The organism is Mesorhizobium sp. M0018 (assembly GCF_040323955.1).
In the GTDB taxonomy this organism is placed as follows: domain Bacteria; phylum Pseudomonadota; class Alphaproteobacteria; order Rhizobiales; family Rhizobiaceae; genus Mesorhizobium.
In genome coordinates this window covers 68,347-90,460 of sequence record NZ_JAMYVL010000016.1, presented here as the reverse complement: position 1 = coordinate 90,460, position 22,114 = coordinate 68,347, and the positions used below count along the sequence as shown (strand labels likewise).

Annotated in this window: 21 protein-coding genes; 11 read left to right on the top strand and 10 right to left on the bottom strand. The window is 60.6% G+C overall.

Annotation, left to right across the window (positions count from 1 at the left end; genetic code table 11):
• Positions 1-7 precede the first annotated feature (7 nt).
• Positions 8-895, top strand: a complete 888-nt coding sequence (locus tag NKJ81_RS22000; RefSeq protein ID WP_352501369.1) for a branched-chain amino acid ABC transporter permease — start codon at positions 8-10, stop codon at positions 893-895.
• Between the two features lies 1 nt (position 896).
• Positions 897-1,874: a branched-chain amino acid ABC transporter permease gene (locus NKJ81_RS21995; protein WP_352501368.1), complete on the top strand. Its 978-nt coding sequence runs from the start codon at positions 897-899 to the stop codon at positions 1,872-1,874.
• A gap of 19 nt (positions 1,875-1,893) precedes the next feature.
• On the opposite strand, the gene NKJ81_RS21990 is transcribed toward NKJ81_RS21995, so the two are convergent.
• The 4 genes from NKJ81_RS21990 to NKJ81_RS21975 are packed head-to-tail and all read right to left on the bottom strand — an operon-like array spanning position 1,894 to position 5,923.
• Positions 1,894-3,069 carry an ABC transporter ATP-binding protein gene (locus NKJ81_RS21990; protein WP_352472489.1) on the bottom strand — a complete coding sequence of 392 codons (1,176 nt, stop codon included), beginning with the start codon at positions 3,067-3,069 and terminating at the stop codon, positions 1,894-1,896.
• Positions 3,062-4,204, bottom strand: coding sequence for an extracellular solute-binding protein (locus tag NKJ81_RS21985; RefSeq protein ID WP_352541709.1), 1,143 nt, complete (start codon positions 4,202-4,204; stop codon positions 3,062-3,064). Before NKJ81_RS21985 ends, NKJ81_RS21990 begins: the two co-directional genes overlap by 8 nt.
• A 22-nt stretch (positions 4,205-4,226) precedes the next feature.
• On the bottom strand, positions 4,227-5,048 hold the full coding sequence (locus tag NKJ81_RS21980) for an ABC transporter permease (protein WP_352541708.1): 822 nt from the start codon (positions 5,046-5,048) through the stop codon (positions 4,227-4,229).
• Positions 5,045-5,923, bottom strand: coding sequence for an ABC transporter permease (locus NKJ81_RS21975; protein ID WP_352501364.1), 879 nt, complete (start codon positions 5,921-5,923; stop codon positions 5,045-5,047). Before NKJ81_RS21975 ends, NKJ81_RS21980 begins: the two co-directional genes overlap by 4 nt.
• Before the next feature lie 249 nt (positions 5,924-6,172).
• On the opposite strand from NKJ81_RS21975, the gene NKJ81_RS21970 reads away from it, so the two are divergent.
• The 7 genes from NKJ81_RS21970 to NKJ81_RS21940 all read left to right on the top strand — a co-directional run bounded on the left by NKJ81_RS21970 (position 6,173) and on the right by NKJ81_RS21940 (position 13,131).
• A complete protein-coding gene (locus tag NKJ81_RS21970) occupies positions 6,173-7,099 on the top strand; it encodes an ArsR/SmtB family transcription factor (protein WP_352541707.1) in 927 nt (308 codons plus the stop codon).
• Between the two features lie 4 nt (positions 7,100-7,103).
• Positions 7,104-7,265 carry a hypothetical protein gene (locus tag NKJ81_RS21965; RefSeq protein ID WP_352541706.1) on the top strand — a complete coding sequence of 54 codons (162 nt, stop codon included), beginning with the start codon at positions 7,104-7,106 and terminating at the stop codon, positions 7,263-7,265.
• An 18-nt stretch (positions 7,266-7,283) separates the two neighbouring features.
• Positions 7,284-8,795: an arabinosylfuranosidase ArfA gene (gene arfA / locus NKJ81_RS21960; protein WP_352541705.1), complete on the top strand. Its 1,512-nt coding sequence runs from the start codon at positions 7,284-7,286 to the stop codon at positions 8,793-8,795.
• 49 nt (positions 8,796-8,844) lie between these two features.
• On the top strand, positions 8,845-9,936 hold the full coding sequence (locus NKJ81_RS21955) for an ABC transporter ATP-binding protein (RefSeq protein ID WP_352449658.1): 1,092 nt from the start codon (positions 8,845-8,847) through the stop codon (positions 9,934-9,936).
• 19 nt (positions 9,937-9,955) lie between these two features.
• Positions 9,956-10,873, top strand: coding sequence for a carbohydrate ABC transporter permease (locus NKJ81_RS21950; RefSeq protein ID WP_502904311.1), 918 nt, complete (start codon positions 9,956-9,958; stop codon positions 10,871-10,873).
• On the top strand, positions 10,870-11,718 hold the full coding sequence (locus NKJ81_RS21945; protein WP_352541703.1) for a carbohydrate ABC transporter permease: 849 nt from the start codon (positions 10,870-10,872) through the stop codon (positions 11,716-11,718). Before NKJ81_RS21950 ends, NKJ81_RS21945 begins: the two co-directional genes overlap by 4 nt.
• Positions 11,719-11,811: 93 nt before the next feature.
• A complete protein-coding gene (locus tag NKJ81_RS21940) occupies positions 11,812-13,131 on the top strand; it encodes an ABC transporter substrate-binding protein (RefSeq protein ID WP_352541702.1) in 1,320 nt (439 codons plus the stop codon).
• A gap of 183 nt (positions 13,132-13,314) precedes the next feature.
• Here the strand turns inward: NKJ81_RS21940 and minE are convergent, their stop codons facing one another.
• From minE to minC, 3 genes are read right to left on the bottom strand one after another with little or no spacing between them, the layout of a single operon-like run.
• Entirely contained in the window at positions 13,315-13,587 is a 273-nt protein-coding gene (gene minE / locus NKJ81_RS21935) for a cell division topological specificity factor MinE (protein WP_023677151.1), read from the bottom strand.
• On the bottom strand, positions 13,584-14,399 hold the full coding sequence (minD, locus tag NKJ81_RS21930; RefSeq protein WP_023677152.1) for a septum site-determining protein MinD: 816 nt from the start codon (positions 14,397-14,399) through the stop codon (positions 13,584-13,586). The genes minE and minD overlap by 4 nt, the downstream gene beginning before the upstream one ends.
• Positions 14,400-14,418: 19 nt before the next feature.
• Complete coding sequence (gene minC, locus NKJ81_RS21925) at positions 14,419-15,138, bottom strand: septum site-determining protein MinC (protein WP_352472500.1); 720 nt, start codon at positions 15,136-15,138, stop codon at positions 14,419-14,421.
• 238 nt (positions 15,139-15,376) lie between these two features.
• On the opposite strand from minC, the gene NKJ81_RS21920 reads away from it, so the two are divergent.
• Positions 15,377-16,237: an alpha/beta hydrolase gene (locus NKJ81_RS21920; RefSeq protein WP_352472501.1), complete on the top strand. Its 861-nt coding sequence runs from the start codon at positions 15,377-15,379 to the stop codon at positions 16,235-16,237.
• Positions 16,238-16,331: 94 nt separating this feature from the next.
• Here the strand turns inward: NKJ81_RS21920 and NKJ81_RS21915 are convergent, their stop codons facing one another.
• Together NKJ81_RS21915 and NKJ81_RS21910 are read right to left on the bottom strand one after the other, a co-directional pair.
• On the bottom strand, positions 16,332-17,438 hold the full coding sequence (locus NKJ81_RS21915) for a glycosyltransferase (RefSeq protein WP_352541701.1): 1,107 nt from the start codon (positions 17,436-17,438) through the stop codon (positions 16,332-16,334).
• 8 nt (positions 17,439-17,446) lie between these two features.
• Positions 17,447-18,997 carry a GumC family protein gene (locus NKJ81_RS21910; protein ID WP_352472503.1) on the bottom strand — a complete coding sequence of 517 codons (1,551 nt, stop codon included), beginning with the start codon at positions 18,995-18,997 and terminating at the stop codon, positions 17,447-17,449.
• Between the two features lie 167 nt (positions 18,998-19,164).
• Here NKJ81_RS21910 and NKJ81_RS21905 point away from each other — a divergent pair, with 167 nt between their 5' ends.
• Positions 19,165-20,478 (top strand): VpsF family polysaccharide biosynthesis protein, encoded by a 1,314-nt coding sequence (locus tag NKJ81_RS21905; protein WP_352472504.1) that lies wholly within the window; start codon positions 19,165-19,167, stop codon positions 20,476-20,478.
• Positions 20,479-20,496: 18 nt separating this feature from the next.
• Here the strand turns inward: NKJ81_RS21905 and NKJ81_RS21900 are convergent, their stop codons facing one another.
• Complete coding sequence (locus NKJ81_RS21900) at positions 20,497-21,939, bottom strand: glucosamine inositolphosphorylceramide transferase family protein (RefSeq protein ID WP_352541700.1); 1,443 nt, start codon at positions 21,937-21,939, stop codon at positions 20,497-20,499.
• Positions 21,940-22,114: the final 175 nt, after the last annotated feature.

The window sequence follows — 22,114 nt, the reverse complement described above, 5'->3', positions numbered from 1 at the left end:
TGGCGCCATGACGATGATCTTCGGGATACCCGTTCAGGCATTCCTCGGCCAATTGCTGGTCGGCCTCATCAACGGCTCGTTCTACGCAATGTTGAGCCTGGGCCTGGCTGTCATATTCGGCCTGTTGCGCGTCATCAATTTTGCCCACGGCGCGCTCTATATGCTCGGCGCCTTCGTCGGGTACCTGCTTCTCACCCGCTTCGGCATCGGCTACTGGCCGGCTCTGATCCTGTCGCCGCTGATCGTCGGCGGCTTCGGCGTCGTGGTCGAGCGCCTGGCGCTGTCGAGGCTTTACGACATCGACCCGCTTTACGGGCTGCTTTTCACCTTTGGCCTCGCGCTCGTGCTCGAAGGGGTGTTCCGTTACTACTATGGCGTATCGGGAAGTCCTTATTCCGTGCCGCCGCTGCTCTCCGGGGGAACCAATCTCGGCTTCATGTTCCTGCCCAATTATCGCGGCTGGGTGGTGGTCGCCTCGATGATCGTCTGTTTCGGCACCTGGGCGCTGATCGAGAAGACCAGGCTGGGCTCCTATCTGCGCGCGGCGACGGAGAACCCCGGCCTGGTGCAGGCTTTCGGCGTCAACGTGCCGTTGCTGCTGACCCTCACCTACGGCCTCGGCGCCGCTCTTGCCGGACTTGCAGGGGTTCTCGCCGCGCCGATCTATCAGGTGAGCCCGCTGATGGGATCTGACCTCATCATCGTCGTCTTCGCCGTCGTCGTGGTCGGCGGCATGGGATCGATCCTTGGGGCGATCGTCACCGGTTACATGCTTGGCCTCGCCGAAGGCCTGACCAAGGTCTTCTATCCCGAAGCCTCCAATCTGGTGGTCTTCGTCATCATGGCAATCGTGCTTCTGGTCCGGCCAGCCGGCCTGTTCGGAAGGGATGCCTGAGATGGCCGAACTGACACTTCGCGAGACGCGTGCCAAGAATTCGGCACGGCTTGAATGGGCGCTGGTCGGGCTCGGCATCCTGGCGCTGCTGGTGGCGCCTTTCTTCGTCTATCCGATCTTCCTGATGAAGATGCTGTGCTTTGCGCTGTTTGCCTGCGCGTTCAACCTTCTGCTCGGCTACACCGGGCTGTTGTCCTTCGGCCATGCGACATTCTTCGGCGGGGCGGCCTATTTCACCGCATACGCGGTCAAGGTCTGGGGCTGGCCACCGGAAGCGGGCATCCTGCTCGGTGTCCTAGGTGCCGCGCTGCTCGGCCTTGTGATGGGCTTCTTTGCCATCCGCCGGCAAGGCATCTATTTCGCCATGATCACGCTGGCGCTGTCGCAGATGTTCTTCTTCTTCTGCGTGCAGGCGCCGTTCACCGGAGGTGAGGACGGCATCCAGGGCGTGCCGCGCGGCAGGCTGCTTGGAATGCTCGACCTGAACGTCTCGATGAACATCTATTATTTCGTGCTGGCGGTCTTCCTGATCGGCGTGTTCGCCATCTGGCGCATCATCAACTCGCCTTTCGGCATGATCCTGCGTTCTATCCGGGAAAACGAGAGCCGGGCCATTTCGCTGGGCTATTCCGTCGCCAACTACAAGCTGGCGGCTTTCGTCATGTCGGCAACATTGGCCGGGCTGGCCGGCGCGCTCAAGGCGATCGTTTTTCAGTTTGCCACGCTCACCGACGTCACCTGGCAGATGTCGGGCGAGGTGATCCTGATGACGCTCCTCGGCGGCATCGGCACCATGGCCGGGCCGATCATCGGCGCCAGTCTGGTCGTCGGCCTGGAAAACATGCTCGCCACCTCGAACTTTCCGGTGACCATCGCCACCGGCCTGACCTTCATGGTCTGCGTGCTGGTTTTCCGGCGCGGTATTGTCGGTGAGGTCTATGCGCGGTTTCTCGGGCCAAAGGGTGACGCGAAAGACTGAACGGCTCAGTTCCGCCTCGCTAGGCGATGCGTAAGCCTTGCGCGTCGAGAAGCACGCAGCCCAGCGGGTCGAAGCAGACATCGACCGCTTCGCCTTCACGCAGCGGCTGGCCGTCGATCAACGTGTTGGCGCGCACCAGCGTGCCGGCGCCGATGTCGATCTCGTAGACCGCATTGCCGCCGAGATAGGAGGTCGAGGCGATCCGTCCCGCCAGCCTGTTGGCAGCACCGGCGGTACCGACGGTAAGCTTCTGCGGGCGAACGACGACGGTGACCACGCTGCCGGTCTCGAGCGCCTTCGGCGCGGCCGCCTTTACGATATGGCCGGTGGCCAGCGCGATCGTCGCCATCTTGCCGTCCATCACGGTCACGCTGCCGGGCAGCATGTTGGCCTTGCCCAGGAAATTGGCGACGAATGCGGTGGCCGGCTGGTCATAGACCTGCGCGGGGGAGCCGATCTGCTCGATCAGGCCGGCGTTCATCACGACGATGTGGTCGGACATCGACAAGGCTTCTTCCTGGTCGTGCGTCACGAAGATAGCAGTGATGCCCGTCTCCCTCTGGATTTTCTTGATCTCGACGCGCATGTCCTCGCGCATATTGGCGTCGAGCGCCGACAAGGGCTCGTCCAGCAGCAGCACTTCCGGCTCGAAGACGATGGCGCGGGCCAGTGCGATGCGTTGCTGCTGGCCGCCCGAGAGCTGTGACGGCAGCTTTGTCTCACTGCCGGGCAGCCGCACCATATCCAGCGCCTTCTTGACCCGGCGCACGATTTCCGGTTTCGGCACGTTTCGGTATTTCAGGCCGAATGCGACGTTGTCGAAGACGTTCTTGTGCGGAAAGAGCGCGTAGTTCTGGAACACCAGACCAATGTTGCGCTTATAGATCGGGATGTCGTCGACCCGCTTTCCGCCGATCGAGATCTGGCCACTGGAGATGTCGACCAGGCCCGCGATCGAGCGCAGGATCGTCGTTTTGCCGCACCCGGACGGCCCCAGCAAGGTGACGAAACTACCTTTGCGGATTGCCAGTGAAAAATCGCGCACAGCGGCGAACTTGCCGTAGAAAATATCGATGTCGCGAAACTCGACCGCAGGCTTTCCTATCGGCTGCCGCTCGCTCTGGGCGAGCGGGTCGCCATCAGCCCCGGCCGAAGCCGGCCGGGGCTGCTGGTCGTGGCTGTTGTCGTCATGCACCTTTCGACACCCTGTCCCATTGCTTGGTCCAGGCGTCTTCGTTCTTCGCCCAGTAGAGCGGATCGGCGAAGGTCAGCGATTTCATCGATCCAGTCGGGTCGAAGGCCGGAAGCGCCGCGATCTTGTCGGTCAGCTTCACCTTGGTGGGGTCAAGCGATGGCGGATAGTTCTGGCCCTCGGCGACGGCGATCGAGGTGGCAGGATCCAGCATGAAGTTGATCAGTTCCTCGCATTCGGCCATCGGCGAACCCTTGAGGACCAGCATGTCCTCCATCCACGCGTATGAGCCGGCAGGGTCGAGATAGCCGATCGGCTGGCCCTGCTGCTGCAGGGCGGCGACACGTCCTGACCAGGCGTCGGTGACAACGATCTCGTTTCGCGACAGGAGGTCCATGAGTTCCGCGCCGGAACTCCAGAACTTCTTGGCCAGGTCGCGGGTCTCGCGAACCTTGGCCCAGACCGCATCCATGTCCTGGATGTTGTTGGGGTCCTGTTTCGTCTGCAGTGCCGCATACCAGACGCGCGTCGTCATATCGGCATAGCCGCCGATCTTGCCGGCATATTTCGTGTCGGTAAGCAGGTTGGCGCCCTTTTCCTTGGCTTCCTCCGGCGAGATGACCTTGTTGTTGTAGGCGATGCCGGTGGTGCCGTAATCATATGGCACTGCCGACAGCTTCGGCGTGATCTTGCGGAACGGCTCGATCATGGCGGTCAGGACATTCGCCATGTTCGGAATGTTTGCCTCGTTGATCTCCGAATTGAAACCGCCATTGACGTATTTGATGTAGTAGTTGACGCCGGAAGAATGGACGATCTGGAAGTCGCCTGGTTTCGACGTCTTGATCTTGGTGATGATCTCGTTCTCGTCGCCAAAGGTGCCCTGGACGACCTTGACCTTGGACTTGGCGGTATAAGGCTGGAACGCGTACTTATCGATCGCCTCCTGCACCACGCCGCCCCATCCGTCGAAGCGCACTTCCGAAACCGCGGCCAGCGCCCGTCCCATCCAAGGCATGGAAAGCCCGGTGGCGGCGGCAGCGGCGGCCGTCAGCGTCAGGAATGATCGCCGGCTGATGTCGCCATTGGCATAGCGTTCGTTGAGCCGTTCCAGTCGTTTGGCGGTTGTCAGTTTCATTTCCATTCTCCCATTTTCATCTTCACTTGCTTGCCTTGAACCAGGTGAGGCTTTGCAGGATGAGCCCGCCAGCCAAGGGAATGCCGATCGTCAAAAGGATCATGACGGTTCCGAGCGCGTTCACCTCGGGGCTGATCGAGATCTTCAGCATCGAAAGGATTTGCGTCGGCATGGTCTCGACGCCCGCCGGCCGCCAGAACAGGCTGGCCGAGGTGTTGTCGAACGAAATGGTGAAAGCGAGCAGAACACTGGCAAGCACTGCGGGAATGAGCAGCGGCAGCGTGATTTCGCGGAACGTCGAGACACGCGGCGCCCCGAGCGACAGCGCCGCCTCCTCATAGGAACGTTTTATGCCGACCATGCGCGCCTGGACGATCAGCACCACGTAGGGGAGCGTGAGCAGAATGTGGCCGAGCACCAGCAGCGTCATGCTGCGCGGCTGGTCGACGGCTTTGATCATGACCAGCAGGCCGACGCCGAGTATCGTTTCGGGGACCAGCGCGGGAAGAATGACAAGCGTGTTGATCGCCTGCTTGCCACGGAACTCGAAGCGCACCAGCGCCAATGCCGCCATGATGCCGAGCAGCGTCGTCACCGTTGCCGTCACCAGGGCAATCCACATCGATGTCCGGAAGGCGTCGAGAACCGGCTCGTTGGTGAGCAGCTTTTCGTACCATCGCAGGCTGAAGCCGGTGAGGGGAAAGCCGCCGAACATCGAGGCGTTGAAGGAAAGCACGACCGTGGCGAGGATCGGCGCAAACATGAAGACGTAGACGCACACCGTGATCGCGCCGGTCAGCCGCCACGCCCATCTGCCTTCGCGATCGGGATGATCCGCTCTCATGCACTGAGGCCCTTCATGATCTGCGATAGGCCCATATAGCGGCTATAGGCGGCCGCGGCCGCGCCGAGCAGGACGAACAGGACGATGGAAAGCGTGGCGCCCATCGGCCAATTGAGCTGCCCCATGATGGTGTCGTAGATCAAGTTGCCGAACAGCGCATCGCGGCTGCCACCGAGCAGCTGCGGCGTCACATATGAGCCGGCCGCCAGCACGAAGCAGAGCAGCAGCCCGGCGCCCAGCCCCGGCATCGATAGCGGCAGGGTCACTTCGCGAAACGCCTGCGCGCTGGTACAGCCCATCGAGCGGGCGGCGGCGATCAGCGTGCGGTCGATGCTTTCCAGGCTGACATAGACGTTCAGGATCATATAGGGCAGCAGAAAATGCAGCAGCCCCATGATGACGGCGCCCTCGGTGTAGAGCATCGGCAACGGCTCGTTGATAATCCCCAGCCCGATGAGCACGACGTTGATCAGCCCCTGTTCGCCGAGAATATGGATCCACGAGAATGTCCGGATGGTGAAGCTGATCCAGAACGGCACAATGAGCAGCAGCAACAACAGCCATTTGTGCCTGAAGGTCGTGGCCCAGATGAAATAGGCGGGGAAATAGCCAAGGATCGCGCAGATCACAGCGGTGATGGCGCCGACGCGAACGGTCTTCCAAAGAAAACCGTGATAGTAGCTGTCGGTGAGGAATTCCTTCCAGTTGTCGAAGGTCAGCACCGCCGACTCCACCCCCGCGGTGACGAAGGTGAAAAACGTGTAGACCGTCATCATCGCGATCGGCAGCAGCAGAAGCAGGGTAAGCAGTAAAAGCACAGGCGCGACGAGGACCCAGGCCAGTCGCTGATCGTATAATTTCCACCCTTTGGTCACGACCCGTCCAACCGCTTTATGTGCAAGCCGCCATCACCGGGCTCGGCTCCGGACTAGATTGGGCGATCGGCGTTCAGGTGTCCACTCTGCATATGGCTCCTGCACAAATTCTGTGCAGGGCCCCCGCGCGACCCTCGCCCTGCCGGATTCAACAAATTGCCCGACGTTCCGCCTGCACATTGATTAAATCAGATATCCCGATATACAGGGTAATTTCGGATATGGATTTTACATGGGCCGGGCAATTTCATGAGTCGCAATTTTCTGGTGATTGAACCTGAGGAAGGCATTGCCGTGCTCAAGGGGCTTGCCTCCTCGGCGCGGGTCTCGATGCTGAAACTGCTGCATGAGAAGGGGCCGATGAATGTCAACGAAATCGCCGCCGTGCTGTCGCTTCCGCAGTCGACCGTCTCGACTAACATCCAGGTGCTGGAGGATGCGGGGCTGATCCGCACCGAGAACCTGAAAGCGAAGAAAGGCAGTCAGAAAATCTGTTATCCGACGGCGGAAGAAGTGCTCGTCGTGTTCAAGAGCGAATATCGTGCGGTCAAGAACGACGCGATCGAAGTGTCGATGCCGATCGGGCTTTATACCGGCTTCGAGGTTACCGCGCCCTGCGGCCTTTGTTCGCCGGACGGCATCATCGGTCTACTCGATGTGCCGAACACTTTCCTCGATCCGGACCGCATGAAAGCCGGTCTGCTATGGTTCACGCGCGGTTTTGTCGAATACCAGTTCCCCAACAATGCCAAGCTCGCCAATGCCGAGATCACCGGACTCGAAGTTGCGATAGAACTGTCTTCGGAAGTGCCGGGCACCAGCGCCGATTGGCCCTCGGACATCACGCTGACGATCAATGGCGTCGATGTCGGCACCTGGACGTCGCCGGGGGATTTCGGCGACAAGCGCGGCGTCTTCACGCCCTCCTGGTGGAAGCTCAAGGGCTCGCAATACGGTAAGCTGAAGAACTGGCGAATTGCCAATGACGGCACCTATGTCGACGGCCTCAGGATGTCCGAAACCGGGCTCGCCGCACTCGATCTGAAGAGCCATCATTCAATCCGCGTCCGTATCGGCGTCAAGGACGACGCCAAGCGCCCCGGCGGGATCAATATTTTCGGCAAGGGCTTTGGAAATTACGATCAGGACATCCTGCTCAGGATCAAAACTGGTTGATATCATGAAACCGGGTTCTGAAGATAACGCAGCAATTTCAACTATCTGGCTTTCTGCTGTTCCAAAGCGTTCGTCTAATTGTCCTACATTTGGCTATTTTGGCTTGACGAAGGGCTGCCAATTCCTCTTTGATATCGGGCAAGATGATTTAAATCATCGTTTGTGATATCGATGGGAGGAATGCATGAAGGCAGCCGTTACGGCTCATCCGCACTATGTTGTCTCGGAAATCGATCCGAGGCTCTACGGATCCTTCATCGAGCATCTGGGGCGGGCAGTTTACACTGGCATCTATGAGCCCGGCCATCCGACAGCGGATGCCAACGGCATGCGTCAGGACGTCATCGATCTCGTCAGGGAACTCAATGTTCCGATCGTCCGCTACCCCGGCGGCAATTTCGTCTCGGCCTACAATTGGGAAGACGGCATTGGCCCCAAGGAACAGCGTCCAGTGCGCCTCGACCTCGCGTGGCACACGTCGGAAAGCAACGAAGTCGGCCTGCATGAATTTGCCGATTGGTGCACCTCCGCCAACACCGAGATGATGCTTGCCGTCAATCTCGGCTCGCGCGGCCTCGATGAAGCCCGCAACCTGCTGGAGTACGCCAACCATCCCGGCGGCAGCAAATGGAGCGACAAGCGCATCGCCAACGGCCGCAAGGAGCCGTTCGACGTCAAGCTCTGGTGCCTCGGCAATGAAATGGATGGCCCCTGGCAGATCGGCCACAAGACCGCGGACGAGTATGGTCGGCTGGCGCATGAGACGGCCAAGGCCATGCGCGCCTTCTCCAAGTCACTCGAGCTGGTGGTCTGCGGCTCTTCGAATGCCAAGATGCCGACCTACCCTGAATGGGAAGCGACGGTTCTCGACCATACCTACAACGAGGTCGACTACATCTCGCTGCACATGTATTTCGACAACGAAGCCAACGACGCTCCGAACTATCTCGCCATGAGCGAAAAGCTCGACGACTACATTGTCTCGGTCGCCGGCGTCATCGAGTATATCAAGGCCAAGAAGCGCTCCAACAAGCAGGTCTACATCTCGTTCGACGAATGGAACGTCTGGTACCATTCCAAGGACCAGGACAGGAAGATACTCGGCGGCAGCAACGGCTGGCCGTTCGCCCCGCCGTTGCTCGAAGACATCTATAATTTCGAGGATGTGCTGCAGGTCGGCCTGATCCTCAACACCTTCATCCGCCGTTCCGATGTCGTCAAGATCGCCTGCCTGGCACAACTGGTCAATGTCATCGCGCCGATCATGACCGTTCCGAATGGCCCGGCATGGCGGCAGACGATTTTTTATCCCTATCTGTTTGCTTCTAACTATGGTCGCGGCAATGCGCTGGATCTCAAGGTGGAAAGCCCGACCTACAAATCCAGCGTTGCGGGCGACGTCGCCTATGTCGATGTTGCCGGCGTGCACGACAGGCAAACCGGCCACGTCACCTTCTTCGCAGTCAACCGCCATTCGAGCGAGGCAATCGAAACAGTGGTCGACCTCACCGGCTTCGGCGCGGCGGAGATCGTCGATCACCAGGTGATGGCACACGCCGATCTGAAAGCCGTCAATTCGGCCGAAAACCCTGGCAATGTCGGCCCCAGGAAGGGTCAGGACGCCTCGCTCGCCAGCGGCAAGCTGAGCCTGTCACTGCCGGCCTATTCCTACCAGGTCATACGCCTGAGGCTCTGAGTTCAGGCGGATCATCGAGAAAGCGCAAACGCTGAGGAGGAGCGTCGACGTGACGGCCGATATCGAGATCAGGAACGTGAGCAAGCAGTTCGGTGCCATGACGGTGCTGGATCATCTGTCGCTCTCCATAAGGGCACGCGAATTCATCGTGTTTCTGGGCCCGTCCGGCTGCGGAAAATCGACGCTTCTTCGAATGATTGCCGGGCTCGAAGCTGTCGATAGCGGCGAGATTGCCATCAACAACGAGCGCATCGATCATCTGCCACCGGGCAAGCGCGGCATTGCCATGGTGTTCCAGTCCTATGCGCTTTATCCGCACATGACGGTGCGCGACAACATGGCCTTCGGGCTTGCGAATATCGGTGTTCCAGGCAAGGTCATCGAGGCGCGCATCAACGAAGCCGCCCGCATCCTCGAAATGCCGCATCTGCTCGATCGCAAGCCGGGCCAGCTCTCCGGCGGTCAGCGCCAGCGCGTCGCCATCGGCCGTGCGATCGTCAAGGAGCCGAAGGCCTTTCTGTTCGACGAGCCGCTTTCCAATCTCGATGCGGCGTTGCGCACCCGCACCCGCATCGAGCTTGCCCAGCTTCACCAGCGGCTGCAATCGACGATGATCTTCGTCACCCATGACCAGGTCGAGGCAATGACGCTGGCCGACCGCATCGTCGTCATGAACAATCGCAAGATCGACCAAATCGGTACCCCGATGGAGATCTACGAACGCCCGGCGACCAAATTCGTCGCGGGTTTTGTCGGCGCGCCGGCGATGAACTTCGTCGATGCGACGCTTGACAGATCCGGCGAGAACGCCACGGCCAGGTTTGCGGACGGCGTCTCGGTCCAGACCGAGATCGCCTCCAGCCAACTGACCGATGGCAAGTACACTTTCGGCATCCGTTCTGAAGACGTGCGCATCGTTGCCGCCGGACAGGGCAATGCCGGCGGCGTGGTCGATGTGCTCGAGCGGCTCGGCGAACGCACCCTGATCTACGCGCGGCTGGGCGATGGCCAGCAGATCGTCGGCTCGGATGCCGGCAACAGCCGCGTCGCCGTCGGCGACAGAATCGGGCTCGCCTTTGACGGCCAGAAATCGCATCTGTTCAACGAGACCGGCCGCGCCTGGCATGCGAGGGAGGCCTGAGATGGCTGACCGGCTGGCGATGTCCCCAACCGCGACACCTGCTGTCGGCGTCAGAGCCCCTACCGCCGACATCTATTCGCCGCAATGGCGAAACGTCATTTTCGTTGCGCCATTCTTGTTCTTCTTCACCACGCTGCTGCTCTTCCCGCTGCTCTGGGGGATGTGGCTGAGTTTCCACAAGGCCGACACGTTCTCGTCCGGAAATTTTGTCGGTCTCGGCAATTACGCCAGGCTGTATCACGACAAGGTCTTCCTGCAATCGATCTGGAACACCTTCTATTTCGTGCTTCTGACGGTGCCGACGCTGGCGCTGATCGGCCTTTTCCTGGCGCTTTGCCTCAACCGCCGCACGCGCGCTGCCGCGGTTTTGCGGACGCTGTTCTTTTCCTCGTCGGTGCTATCGGTCACCATCGTCACGCTGATCTGGCGCATCGTCTTCATTCCGAATGTCGGGCTGTTGTCGACGATTTACGGATGGTTCGGCGCAACGGCTCCGGCCTTCATTTCCGATCCCAGCCTGGCGATGGCCGGCATCGCCATTGCCACCATCTGGTGGTGCATCGGCCTGCCGATGATGCTCTTTCTCTCAGCACTCCAGCAGATCCCGCAGGACATTTACGAGGCGGCAGCGCTGGACAATGCCAATCGCTGGCAGACGCTGCGGTCGATCACGCTGCCGTCGATCAAGCGGACCTTCATCCTGGTGATCATCATCCAGATCGTGCTGCAATTCCAGCTGTTCGGCCAGGCCTGGCTGATGACGCGCGGCGGTCCGAACAATCTGACCAAGCCGATCGTGCTCTACATCTACGATACCGCATTCCGTCGCTGGGATCTCGGCCTGGGCGCCGCTGCATCGGAAATCCTGTTCATCCTCATCCTGGTCGCGGCCATGGCCCAGTACCTGGTGACACGCAGCAGGGGAGACCAGGCATGAGCGCCCCAGCAGCTTCCATCAAGGGCCGGGCATTTGGCGACCATTTGTTATTGGCCCTGGTCATCCTGCTTTCGATCGTCATGATCGCGCCGGTTCTGTGGGTCGTCGGTCTATCACTCAAGGACAATACGGAGCTGATGGCCGATCCGAACTCGGTGTTTCACGCACCCTATACGCTGAAGAACTACATCAACACCGTCGGCACCTCGTCGGTGTTCATCTGGGTGCGCAACAGCATCATCGTCTCGGGCGGATTGACGCTCGGCACGTTGATCCTGTCATCGCTCGCCGGCTACGGCTTTGCACGGCTGAATTTCCCCGGCCGAGACGTGCTGTTCGTGATCGTGCTGTTCGGCCTGGCGGTCCCGGAACAGGCCGTGCTTGTCGCCCGTCACCAGATCTTCAGCATGCTGAAGTTCCACAACACCTATCAAGGGCTCATCCTGCCGGGCCTTTCAGCTCCGTTCGGCGTCTTCCTGATGACCCAGTATTTCAAGGCCATCCCGAAGGAGCTGGACGAAGCCGCCATGCTCGATAACGCCAGCCGGCTCAGGATTTTCTGGAAGGTGCTTCTGCCGCTCACGCTGCCTGCGCAGGCGACGCTCGGCATCTTCACCTTTCTCGGCGCGTGGAACGACTACTTCTGGCCGCTGATTTCGGCGACGAAGAAGGACATGTTCACGCTGACGGTCGGCATGGCCTCGACCCAGACCAACTTCGCCCAGTCCGAAGGCATCGGCTTCCTGATGGCGCAGGCGGTGTTCGCCGGTGCACCGATCCTGATCGTCTACCTGTTCTTCCAGAAATACATCGTCACGGCGGTCTCCGGCGCTGCGGTGAGATAACGAAGATTGCCTGACGGCCGGGGAATGCGCAGCAATTGAAGCACGAAAGCCAATCCAGGGTGGAGCGGCGGAAACTCAGTAGGAGGAACTGATATGAAACTGAAGAAAATACTGTTTGCCGCAGTCTCTGCGGGCGCAATGATGCTCGCAAGTCCAAGCTTCGCGGCCACGGAGCTGAGCGTGCAGCGCTTTTTCGGCGCCTGCGATGCCGATTTCGGCACCAACACCGATGCCACCAAGGCCGTTGGCGAATGCGGCATCATCACCTCGCTAATCAACAAGTTCAACGCCGACAATCCCGATGTCCATGTCAACGTCACCACCGTGGAATGGCCCGGCTATGATCAGCTGACCGCGCAGTTCGCTTCAGGCGACGCTCCGGACATCGTCACGATCCATGAATCCGTACTGTCGGATTATCAGTCGAAGGGCCTGTTGATGCCGCTCGACGATCTCTTGAAGTCGGTCGGCGTGACACCCGACGCCTTCACCGACGCGGCACGCAATGGCGCCACCAAAGACGGCAAGGTCTATGGCCTGCCGATCGACAGCTGGACGATGCTCTATCACGTCAACATGGATCTTTTCAAACAAGCCGGCCTCGTCAATGCCGACGGCACGCCGATTTTTCCAAAGTCGCCCGAGGAACTGCTCGCCCAGGCCGAACAGTTCAAGCAGAAGACGGGCAAGCCTTATTTCGTTCAGAACCTGACCAATGAGACTGCACTCTACACACGCAACCTCTACACCTATCTTTTCCAGCAGGATTCCGATTTCTTTGCCGATCCGAAGCACGTGAAGTTGAATACGCCGGAAGCCAAGAAGGTCGTCGAGATGTACAAGGCGATCTTCGAGAAGGGCTACACCACCAAGGATCTCGATTATGGCGGCTCGATAAACGCCTTCCTTGCCGGCGAGGGTGGCGTCCACCTTAACGGCACCTGGGTGGTCGGCGATTACAACGCCCAGTCCGAGACCAAGGGTACGGCGCTCAACAAGGGCGGCTATGCGGTCTATCCGTATCCGCAGCTGTTTGGCGGCGCCCATGCGCAATATGCCGACGGCCACACCTGGGCCGTTTCGCAGAAAGACCGCACGCCTGAACAGATCGCGGCCATCGGTAAATTCCTGAAGTTCTTCGCCGACAACGACTTCGAATGGTCACGCACCGGTCACCTGCCGGCCTATAAGGCCGTCATCACCTCGGACGCCTTCAAGGCCCTGCCGCATCGCAACACGATCTCTGCGGTCGCCGATCTCGGCAGGCCGCTGCCGTCCGCCATACAGCGTCAGTTTGCGATCCAGGACATTATCGGCGAAGAGATGAGTGCAGCAATCAGTGGCCAGAAGGACGTCGACACCGCCCTTGCCGACATGGAAAGCCGCGTCAACGAATTGCTCGCCAACATTTGATCACGGGTTTCGAAAGGCCCCTCCCAAGGCCCCCCGCGGCTGGAAACGGCCGCGGGTTTTTGGTGAGGCAGTGATTATTGTCCTCGAATTGCGCGACTTGCCGGTGGCGACCGGGTCAAACACGCCAACCACGGCGCCGCAACCTCGGCAGCAGCCGACGCAAGCCCTGGCCGGAGGATTCGGTTAGAACGCCGCGGCCATGGGCATTGCGACCTTGTTGGGGATCTGGATGTCGATCTCCAATCTCGACGTCGTTTCGCCGTGATCCATGCTCACCTGCAGGAAATCCTGGTCGACCTGAACATGCCGGGCGATCACCGCCATGATCTCCTCGCGCAACACCGAGACGAGATCGGGCTGGTTGCGGCTTCGACGCTCGTAAGCCAACAGCAGTTGCAAGCGCTCGCGCGCCACCGGCGCGCTGCCGCGGCGCTTGAAGATATCGAGCAGGTTCATGCTGCCCTCCTTCCCAACAGCCGGTCGAGGAGGCCCCTCCGCTCGAAAGGCAGAATGACCGGCAGGTCCTCGCCCTCGAGTCTTCTTGCCGCGTCGATATAGGCGCGTGCGGCGGGGTTAGTGTTTTCGCTGAGCGTAACCGGCGCGCCCACATTGGATGCGCGCAGCACGTCCTGGCTCTCGGGAATTATTCCCAGCAAGGGCGTCGACAGGATCTCGAGCACGTCATCGATGCTCAGCATCTCGCCGCGGGCAGCGCGCGCAGCATCGTAGCGCGTGACGAGGACGTGTTTGACAATCGATTCACCTTGCTCGGCTTTCATCGTTCTAGAGTCGAGCAGGCCGATGATGCGATCGGAATCGCGGACCGAGCTCACTTCCGGGTTGGTGACGATTACCGCCTCGTCGGCAAAGCGCATGGCAAGTTGCGCGCCCCGCTCTATGCCGGCTGGGCTGTCGCAGAAGACGTAGTCGAAAACCGATCGCAGCTTGTCGATGACATCGGCGACGCCTTCCTCGGTGAGAGCATCCTTGTCGCGCGTTTGCGAGGCCGGCAGCAGGAACAGCGTTTCGAGTCGCTTGTCACGGATCAGCGCCTGCGAAAGCTTGGCGGTTCCCTGAATGACGTTGACGATATCGAAAACAACGCGCCGCTCGGCACCCATGATCAGATCGAGGTTGCGCAGGCCGACGTCGAAATCGACGAGAGCCACCCGCTTGCCGGTTTTCGCGACCGCGGCGCCGAGAGCGGCCGTCGAGGTCGTCTTGCCGACACCCCCTTTGCCGGATGTGACAACCACTACCTTGCCCATATTTGTGCCTCCAATGTTGTTAGTTGAGCGGTGCGACGCAAAGTGCGCCGTCCTCGAGAAAGGCCTGTACCGGCCTTCCTCGCGAGGAGGCGTCCATCTCCTCGGCAGTGCGGTACCAGCCGTCCACCGCCAGAAGTTCGGCTTCGTTTTTCCGGCAAAAGATGCGAGCCGCGGAATTTCCCGTGGCGCCGGCGAACGCACGTCCACGCAGCGTGCCGTAGACGTGGATCGATCCTCCGGCGACGATCTCGGAACCGGAACTGACGGAGCCGACAATGACCACATCGCCATCGGGATGAAAGATCGACTGGCCGGAGCGGATCGGTGCCTTGATCATCAATGAGTTCGGCGCCTGCGGTTCTTCCGTCTTGGCCTCAGCGGCGGCCTTCGGGTCCGGCTGCACGTAAAGCGCATCAGCGGTGGCCTCCTTGGCGCCAACGAGGAGCGGCGGCAGATCGGCATCGAGCGCTACATTGCCATCGGCCTCGATCGCGTAGATGCGAATCCCGCGCTCCGCGAGCTGTAAGACCAGATCCCGCATCTCGCCCACCTCGGGCTTGAGTATATTCAGATCGAGCACGACCGGGCGGCCGGCAAAGAAGCCGGGGGAGTTTTCGGTCCAGTGATCGAGGCTTTGCAGCCATTCCCCTAGCGGAGCCTCAGGGGTGAGGGTGAAGGCTACAAACGAGCGCGCTCGAAAGCGTATGGACTTGTTTTGGATGGGAGCGACGCAGGTCACAGAGGCGAGTCCTTACTGATTGGTTAAGGCTAGCCCGGCATGGTTAACGAAAAGTTAATGGCGGCTTCCCGAGGCGTTGGCGAAGGCATTCTTTTTGTCCCTGATCGTCCCGGCGGCGCCCTGCTTCCGGTGCACGACGAGGTCCTCCTCGCGGCTGCCTGGAGGCGCCTCCAGTTCACGAGGTCGGCCGACCGGTATATTGTTGTCGGAACGCCGGGCCTATTAAGGAGTTATCGATTTGACAAGTGTTGCCAAGGGGCCTGTCGCGGATCGCGGTCGCGCTACCTATGACCTTGGCGCGACCGCCATCTTTGCTTCCAAATCAGACGCGCGCTTTCACTATTGCCTGTATGTGCCTCCCGCGGTTGGGGAAGGGGCCAAAGTCGATCTGATGGTCGCTGTCCATGGCACCGGCCGCACCTCTTTTCTTGGATTCCGCGACGCGTTTTCCGAGTTCGGACGCTGGAACGGCTGCGCCGTTTTGTGTCCGCTGTTTCCAATCGGCGTTCTCGGGGATGATGCCCGCAGCGGGTACAAATATTTGCTCGAGGGCAACATACGCTACGATCAGGTGCTGCTCGCCATGGTTGAGGAGGTCAGCGCCAAATACAGTCAGGATTGGAGCCGCTTTGCCATGTTCGGATTTTCCGGCGGCGGACATTTCACGCATCGTTTTGCTATCCTGCATCCCGACAGGCTCTGGGCGGCCTCAATCGGCGCGCCAGGCTCGGTGACCTTGCTCGATCCGACGCATGACTGGTGGGTGGGCATTCGCGATCTGCCGGAGAAGTTCGGCATCACCTTCGATGCCGCAGCGCTGGCAAAAGTGCCTTTCCAGATGATCGTCGGCGGCGCTGACCTGGAGACTTGGGAAATCACTCATGTCCAAGGCAGCACCCATTGGATGCCAGGCGCCAACGATGCCGGGCGAACACGGCCGGAACGCCTCGTGGCATTGTGTCGATCGTTCGAGGAGGCGGGGGCGCGCGTGCGCTTCGATTTGCTGCCAGGCATATCTCATGAACGGGACGCGGTTCTCGATTCGGTCAAGGATTTCCTTGCCCAACAACTCAAGGAACGAGGAAACGTCTCACGATGAATTCGTTGCGCCCCAGCCCGTGAAGAGATTATCGCAATCAAAGCCCGACTACGTCGACCGCATCCAACGCCGATTTGCTGCCAGTGCGTAACGACTAGAGCAACGCTTCGTATTGATTGCCAATCTTGTCGACTGTGAAATCCACCGCCCTGTTTTTCAGCACGGCAGCAGGGGTGGGGTGGTCCAGCGTCTCGGCCATCGCCTTCGCCAGGGCCGCGGCGTCACCGATCGGCACCAAGGTGCCGAAGCGGCCGTCACCGAGTATTTCGCGCGGGCCGTGCGGAGCATCGGTGGAGATTACGGGGACACCGGCGGCCATGGCCTCGACCAAGACGTTGCCAAAGCCTTCGCTCGTGGATGTAAGGACGAACAGATCGGCTGCGGCGTAACAGGCTGCGGGATCGTTGACGTAGCCGGCAAAGAGTACGTCCTGGCCAATGCCGATCTGCTCGGCACAGGCGTGCAATTCGGCAGCCAGCGGACCTTCGCCGAAGATGACAAGCCGGGCAGGGCGGCCGGCGCGCAGGGCAGCGAAGGCCCGCAGCAAAGTCCGGTGGTCCTTGACCGGCACCAGGCGTCCCGCGGTGGCGATGACCGGGCCATCGCCCATCGCCGCCAACGCTGCCTGCCAGGCATAGGATTTCCTCTGCGGTGCTACAGCCGGCGGCAGCGGATTGTTGATGACGACAACCTTCGATTCGGGGAAGTCGCGGGCGATGATGTCACGGCCAACACCCGCCGAAACGGCGATGGCTTTGGTTGCGCGCGCTGCAACCAGCGCGGAAAGCCAGATCGCCAGCCTCGCGCCGAGGCCGCTGGCAGGCAGCGAGGCGGCGGCATGGAAGCTTGGAAAGAATTTTGCCCGGCTTCTGGCCAACATGAGTGACAGCGCCATCACCAGATTGGCGAATTCCGGGGCGCTATAGACCGCATCAGGATTAAGGCGGCGGAACAAATTTGCGCTTCGCACGATGCCTTTCAGTGTCGCCGACTTGGCGTAACCCTCGCCGCGCAAGAGAAGGCCGAAGTCGACCAGATGCACGGCAGCGGAACGCAGCGCGGCGTTAGGGCCTTCCGCGTTCCAGGTAAAAAGCGTGACCTCGTGGCCACGCGATGCCAGTTCATTTGCCATCAGGACGAAAACACGTTCGGCGCCGCCGCCCCTCAGGCTGGCGATGTGGAAAACGATGCGCTTCACCATGCCTTGCTTCAGGCTCGGCTGGCGGCAACGCCTGATCGGTTCGGCGGCCGGCGCATGTCGCGGATGATGCCCATGCCGATGGCCAGCAGCATCCCCAGGGCAAAGCCTGCGAACGCTCCGGCGCCTGCCACCAGGGCAGTGCGCGGGGGCCATGAGCGCGCGGGCGGGGGCACCGCGGTCGAAATCACCTGTACGTTTGTGGTGTCGATCTGCTCGCGCTCGCTGATTTGGCGCGCACGTGACAGGAAGCTCTCATAGACCGCTCTCTTGGACGCGGCATCGCGTTCAAGTTCACGCAGGGCGACTTCGGATTCGCTGTCGGTGAATACATTGCCCTTCAGATCGTTCATCCTGGCGTTGAGAGAAGCCAACGAGGCCCGGGCCTTGTCCAGGCTGGCCTTTGCCGTGCCGACGGTGCGGGAGAACTCGGCCCGGAGTTGCGAGTTGACGGTCTCGAGTTCCGTCCTGAGCCTGACAATCGTCGGGTGGCGCGGACCGAAGGTCATCGACTGTGAGTCGATCTGCTGCCGCAGGCTGTTTGACCTGTCGCGCAGCGCAGCGAGCGCTTCCGAAACCGTGGGGTCGGGATTGGCCCCGTTGATACCGGAGGCAACCAGGGCGTCGTAGCTTGCCTGCGCGGCGATGACACGCGATTGCGCATCGACGATTTCGCCATTGAGCTGCGTCAGCGTCTGCGAACTGACGAGCTGGCCATTGCTGGACGACAGGTTGTGGCTGCGCCTGTAGCTCTCGACCTTCTCTTCGGCTGCCTGCACGTCGCTCTTGAGTTGGCCAAGCCGGCTGTCAAGGGCAGCCGCGGCACGGCTGGCGCCGGCAGCTTCGGCCTTAGCCAGTTCTTCCTGGAAGTTTTTGACTATGGCCTGCGAGATCAGGATCGCCTTGGCGGTGGTTTCCGCAGATACCGAGAGGGTTGTGACAAACGAGGTCGGATCCGCGATGGCGTCTACCCGGTCCGCCAGGTTCTTCAAGGCGATGAGCCTCGGGTCGGGCTTCGCCACAGCGCCGGACGAGGATGTGCTCCGGTCCGGATCGAAAAACTCCGGATCGTGAGTCAGGTTCAGTTCGTCCACCACACGGGAAAGCACGTTGCCCGAGGTCAGGATGCGCTGCTTGCTGCGCGTGCTGAGCAACTGGCTATCGACCTGGCCCGGTTGCGAGTAGAGGTCGTTTTCCACAACCTGCAAATTGGATGGGTTGATGAGGACCTCGGTCGTGACGGTGTAACGCTGCTTGCTCAGCAATGCATAGGCGCCGCCGACAATGCCGCCGACTACCGCCAGCATGAAGGCCAGGGCGAGGCCGGCCCGCAGCCAGACGAACAGACGCCGAAAATCGAGCTCAAGGAAATCGCCGATCTTGTCCAGGGTCACCGTTGCGACAGGCTCTGGAGGTTGCGGCGTCACCGGCGCGGAGCTTAGCCCCGCGACTGGGCCATGCTGTTGCAGCAATGCCCTGCGCCGTGCATTGGCGATACGCTCGAATGCACTGTTATTGGAAGCCGTCGCGGAGATAGGGGGTGTGCCGGAACCGGCAGACATGGTGACAACCCTTGTTAAATCATTACGCTTGGCCTGCTCTACAGAAACATCGTTAAGATCTTATTTTCCAAGTTGGCCCATTTTACCGCTCACGCTGTCCGTCCGGCGGACGTTGAAGGGGTCTCGTTGCCCGGAATGCTGTTTGAATACCTTCACCTGGATGGGCCATGAGCTATCCCGCTGCCGCATCGGAACGATTGTTGCCCAGTCGAGCGCGCCGTGAGAACGCGCTGTCGCTGCTGTTTTTCCTATGCGCCGCCTTCGCGCTCCTGCTTCGCTTTACGGTGTCGCCGCAGGTGATGAACATGGTCGTCGACTATACGGCCCAGGGGGGCTCGTTCTACGAGAAGCTGCATTTCGGCACCTATGCGATCTTCCTGGTCCTTGCCGTCGTTCTTTTCAGCCGACCGTTTCTGCTGCAGGGCGACGAAATTGGGATATTCAAAGCGTTGATTCGCTTTTCGGTGCTGATGTTCGCGCTGGTGCCCTATCTGTTCGTCACCGGCCGTGCGGGCTCCTCCGGGTTCATTATCGATTCTTATCTGGTGGCCGGCGCCGCAGGCCTGTTGATGCTGGCCTTGAACGCGGAAGTGCGGCGGGCGTTGGGCGACGTCGTGCTTGGAATGGTGATCCTCAGCGCTGTGCTCGGCACGATCGAAGCGGTGACTCAACATCGATTTATGCCTTACGGTCTCAACGAACTGCAGTTCAGGCCAATTGGCCTATCGGCGCACCCGCTGGCGCTAGGCGCGCTCTGCGCCACAGCCATCGGATTCGTGCCGCTGACGCGCTGGCGCATATGGGTGCGGGTGGCATCGATTCTCGTGTTGCTCGTCGGTTGTGCTGCGTCAGGCGCTCGCGCCGCCCTGATGCTCGCAGCGGGAGAAACCCTCATTCTGCTGCTGTTCGTGCCTTGGCCGCGCCTGACTCTCAAGCACCAGCGGCAGGCCAAGTCCGTGGTGCTGCTGTTCGCCCTGGTGAGCGGCGCAGTGCTGGTGGCCATACTATTCTCGGGCGGGCTGCTGAATCGATTCGGCAACACGATCTTTGACGAGAATTTCATGGCGCGGGTGACGATCTACCAGATATTCGGACTTGTTAGCTGGAAAGACATCCTGTTTGGCATGAACGTCGACGACCTCCTGGCGATCGTCAAAGAGAAGCTGCATCTGCCCTATATCGAGAGCGCTCCGGTGGTCATCACCATGCTCTTCGGCTTGCCGATAGCCGTGCTCTTCATAGTGCTGGTATTCTGGTTCATTTTTCGGCTGCTGCGCGCGGCGCCGCTGCCGGCATGGATCGGCACCATGACATTCCTGCTTGCTGCGCTGTCGAACAACGCGCTCTCGTCAAAAGCGCCGGATATTACGACTATCGTGGTGTTGCTGCTTGCCTATAGAAACGTGCCGTATAGAAACCAGCCGAAGAGCACGTCTTCGACCGCTGTCGCATCCGAGCCGAAACTGGATCGGCTTGGATAAGCGCAGGCTCCAGACGCATCAGCCGGCGCTATCCACAACCTCGACATTGCCTGCGCGATTGAGCGTGTGGATGCCCGCCCGCGCCCATGCCGGTCCTGGGCCGATCGGGTGGGGCGGTGCAAACAGGACATCGAAGTCGTCAAGGCGATCCAACCGCATCAATCCCAGGCCGCCGCCATAGGCTCTAGACCCGTTTTGCACGGGCAGCAGCAAAGCGTCGCCCTGGCGGATGAAAGCGCCGCCCGGCCGAGTGGCCGAGTGATCGACGGCGATGGGATTGAGCGCATGCGCGACCCAAGGCCCACGCAGCGCAGGGGCGGAATAGACCGCCATCGTGTCGGACGCGCTACCGTGACCGAACCGCTCAGTCCCCAACAGCCAGAAGCGGCCGTCGGATTCGAGCAGCGTGGCGTCGTTGAAGTCCCTGTCCATCATCAGCACCGTGTCGCGTACCCAGCGATCCGGAAACTGCACGGCACGGTAGAGCACCACTTCGCGCGCCGTAGCGCTTTCAGGGATCATGAAAATCTCGCCGGAGTGAGCGAACACCTGCGGATATGACAGGTGATGCGCTTCCTCCAGCACCACCTTCGGCACACCAAAAGTGCCATCGGTGCCAAGTTCAGCGACAGAAATCACGCCGCGGCCAGTGGAGTAGGGAAACTCCTCGACAAACAGAAAATGACGGCCGTCGCGCTCGAGGACGAACGGATCGGCGTAGAATCGCTGCCCGTCATCGGCAAGCACGGTGAAGGGCTTACCATCCAGCTGTCCGGTTTCGGCGACGCCTGGACCGTCGATCAGCCGATAAGCAACCTGCCAATAGAAGGGACGCCGACCACGTCGCAGTTTTTGCACGGCGCGGTCGACTAACCCCCTGCCGAAAAAGGGCAGATAGTGCCCGATAAATCCGCCTTTCTGCAGGGGCGGCGCCGGGCTCTCGGCAATCGGCGCAAGTTTGCCCGCGGAAAAGCGGGCGACACATTGGGCAATCAGGGAGATGGCGCCGGCGAGCAGGTCGTTGCTGGTTCGGGACAGCCACAACCGGTCGCTGATCATCGGCCGCGCCCTGGCGACGGCAACGCCGTCGAGGCGCGCGGTGAGTTCGGGCAGCCGCCCGCTCGCCAGCATCTCGGTCATACCTGCGGCAAAGCTGCTTTGGCCGCAAAATTCGAGCGTCAGGACAGGCGTGCCGCGTCGTGCGGCGGTAGCCGTGAGATCGACTATAAGATCGACTGGGCCGGTGTCGCCGGACGGCAACGGCCGGGAACGGCTTGCCAGTGAGGGGCCGAAGCGCCGGCCCTCGAGCGCCAGCACATTATCCATCGTGCGCGCATTGGGTTCAGGCGTCGGCGCGCGGCAACTCGAAACCGCATGTCCAGCCGCACTCAACCGCGCCAGAAGCTCATTTTCCCAGCGCCGGGATGTGTCGGCGTGGCCGATGATTAAAATATTAGTCAATCCAATATATTCTTTTTCAAGACTACTGCCATAGACTACTTGTCAGTCCAACCTTTCACAAGAGTTAAACCGGGAGAACGCGGCGTTGGTTGTTAATCATATATTAAGAATTGAGATCACGAAGGCGCTTTCCGGCGCTATTATGACTCTTGCGGGCAATAGTCGGCATGTCCCG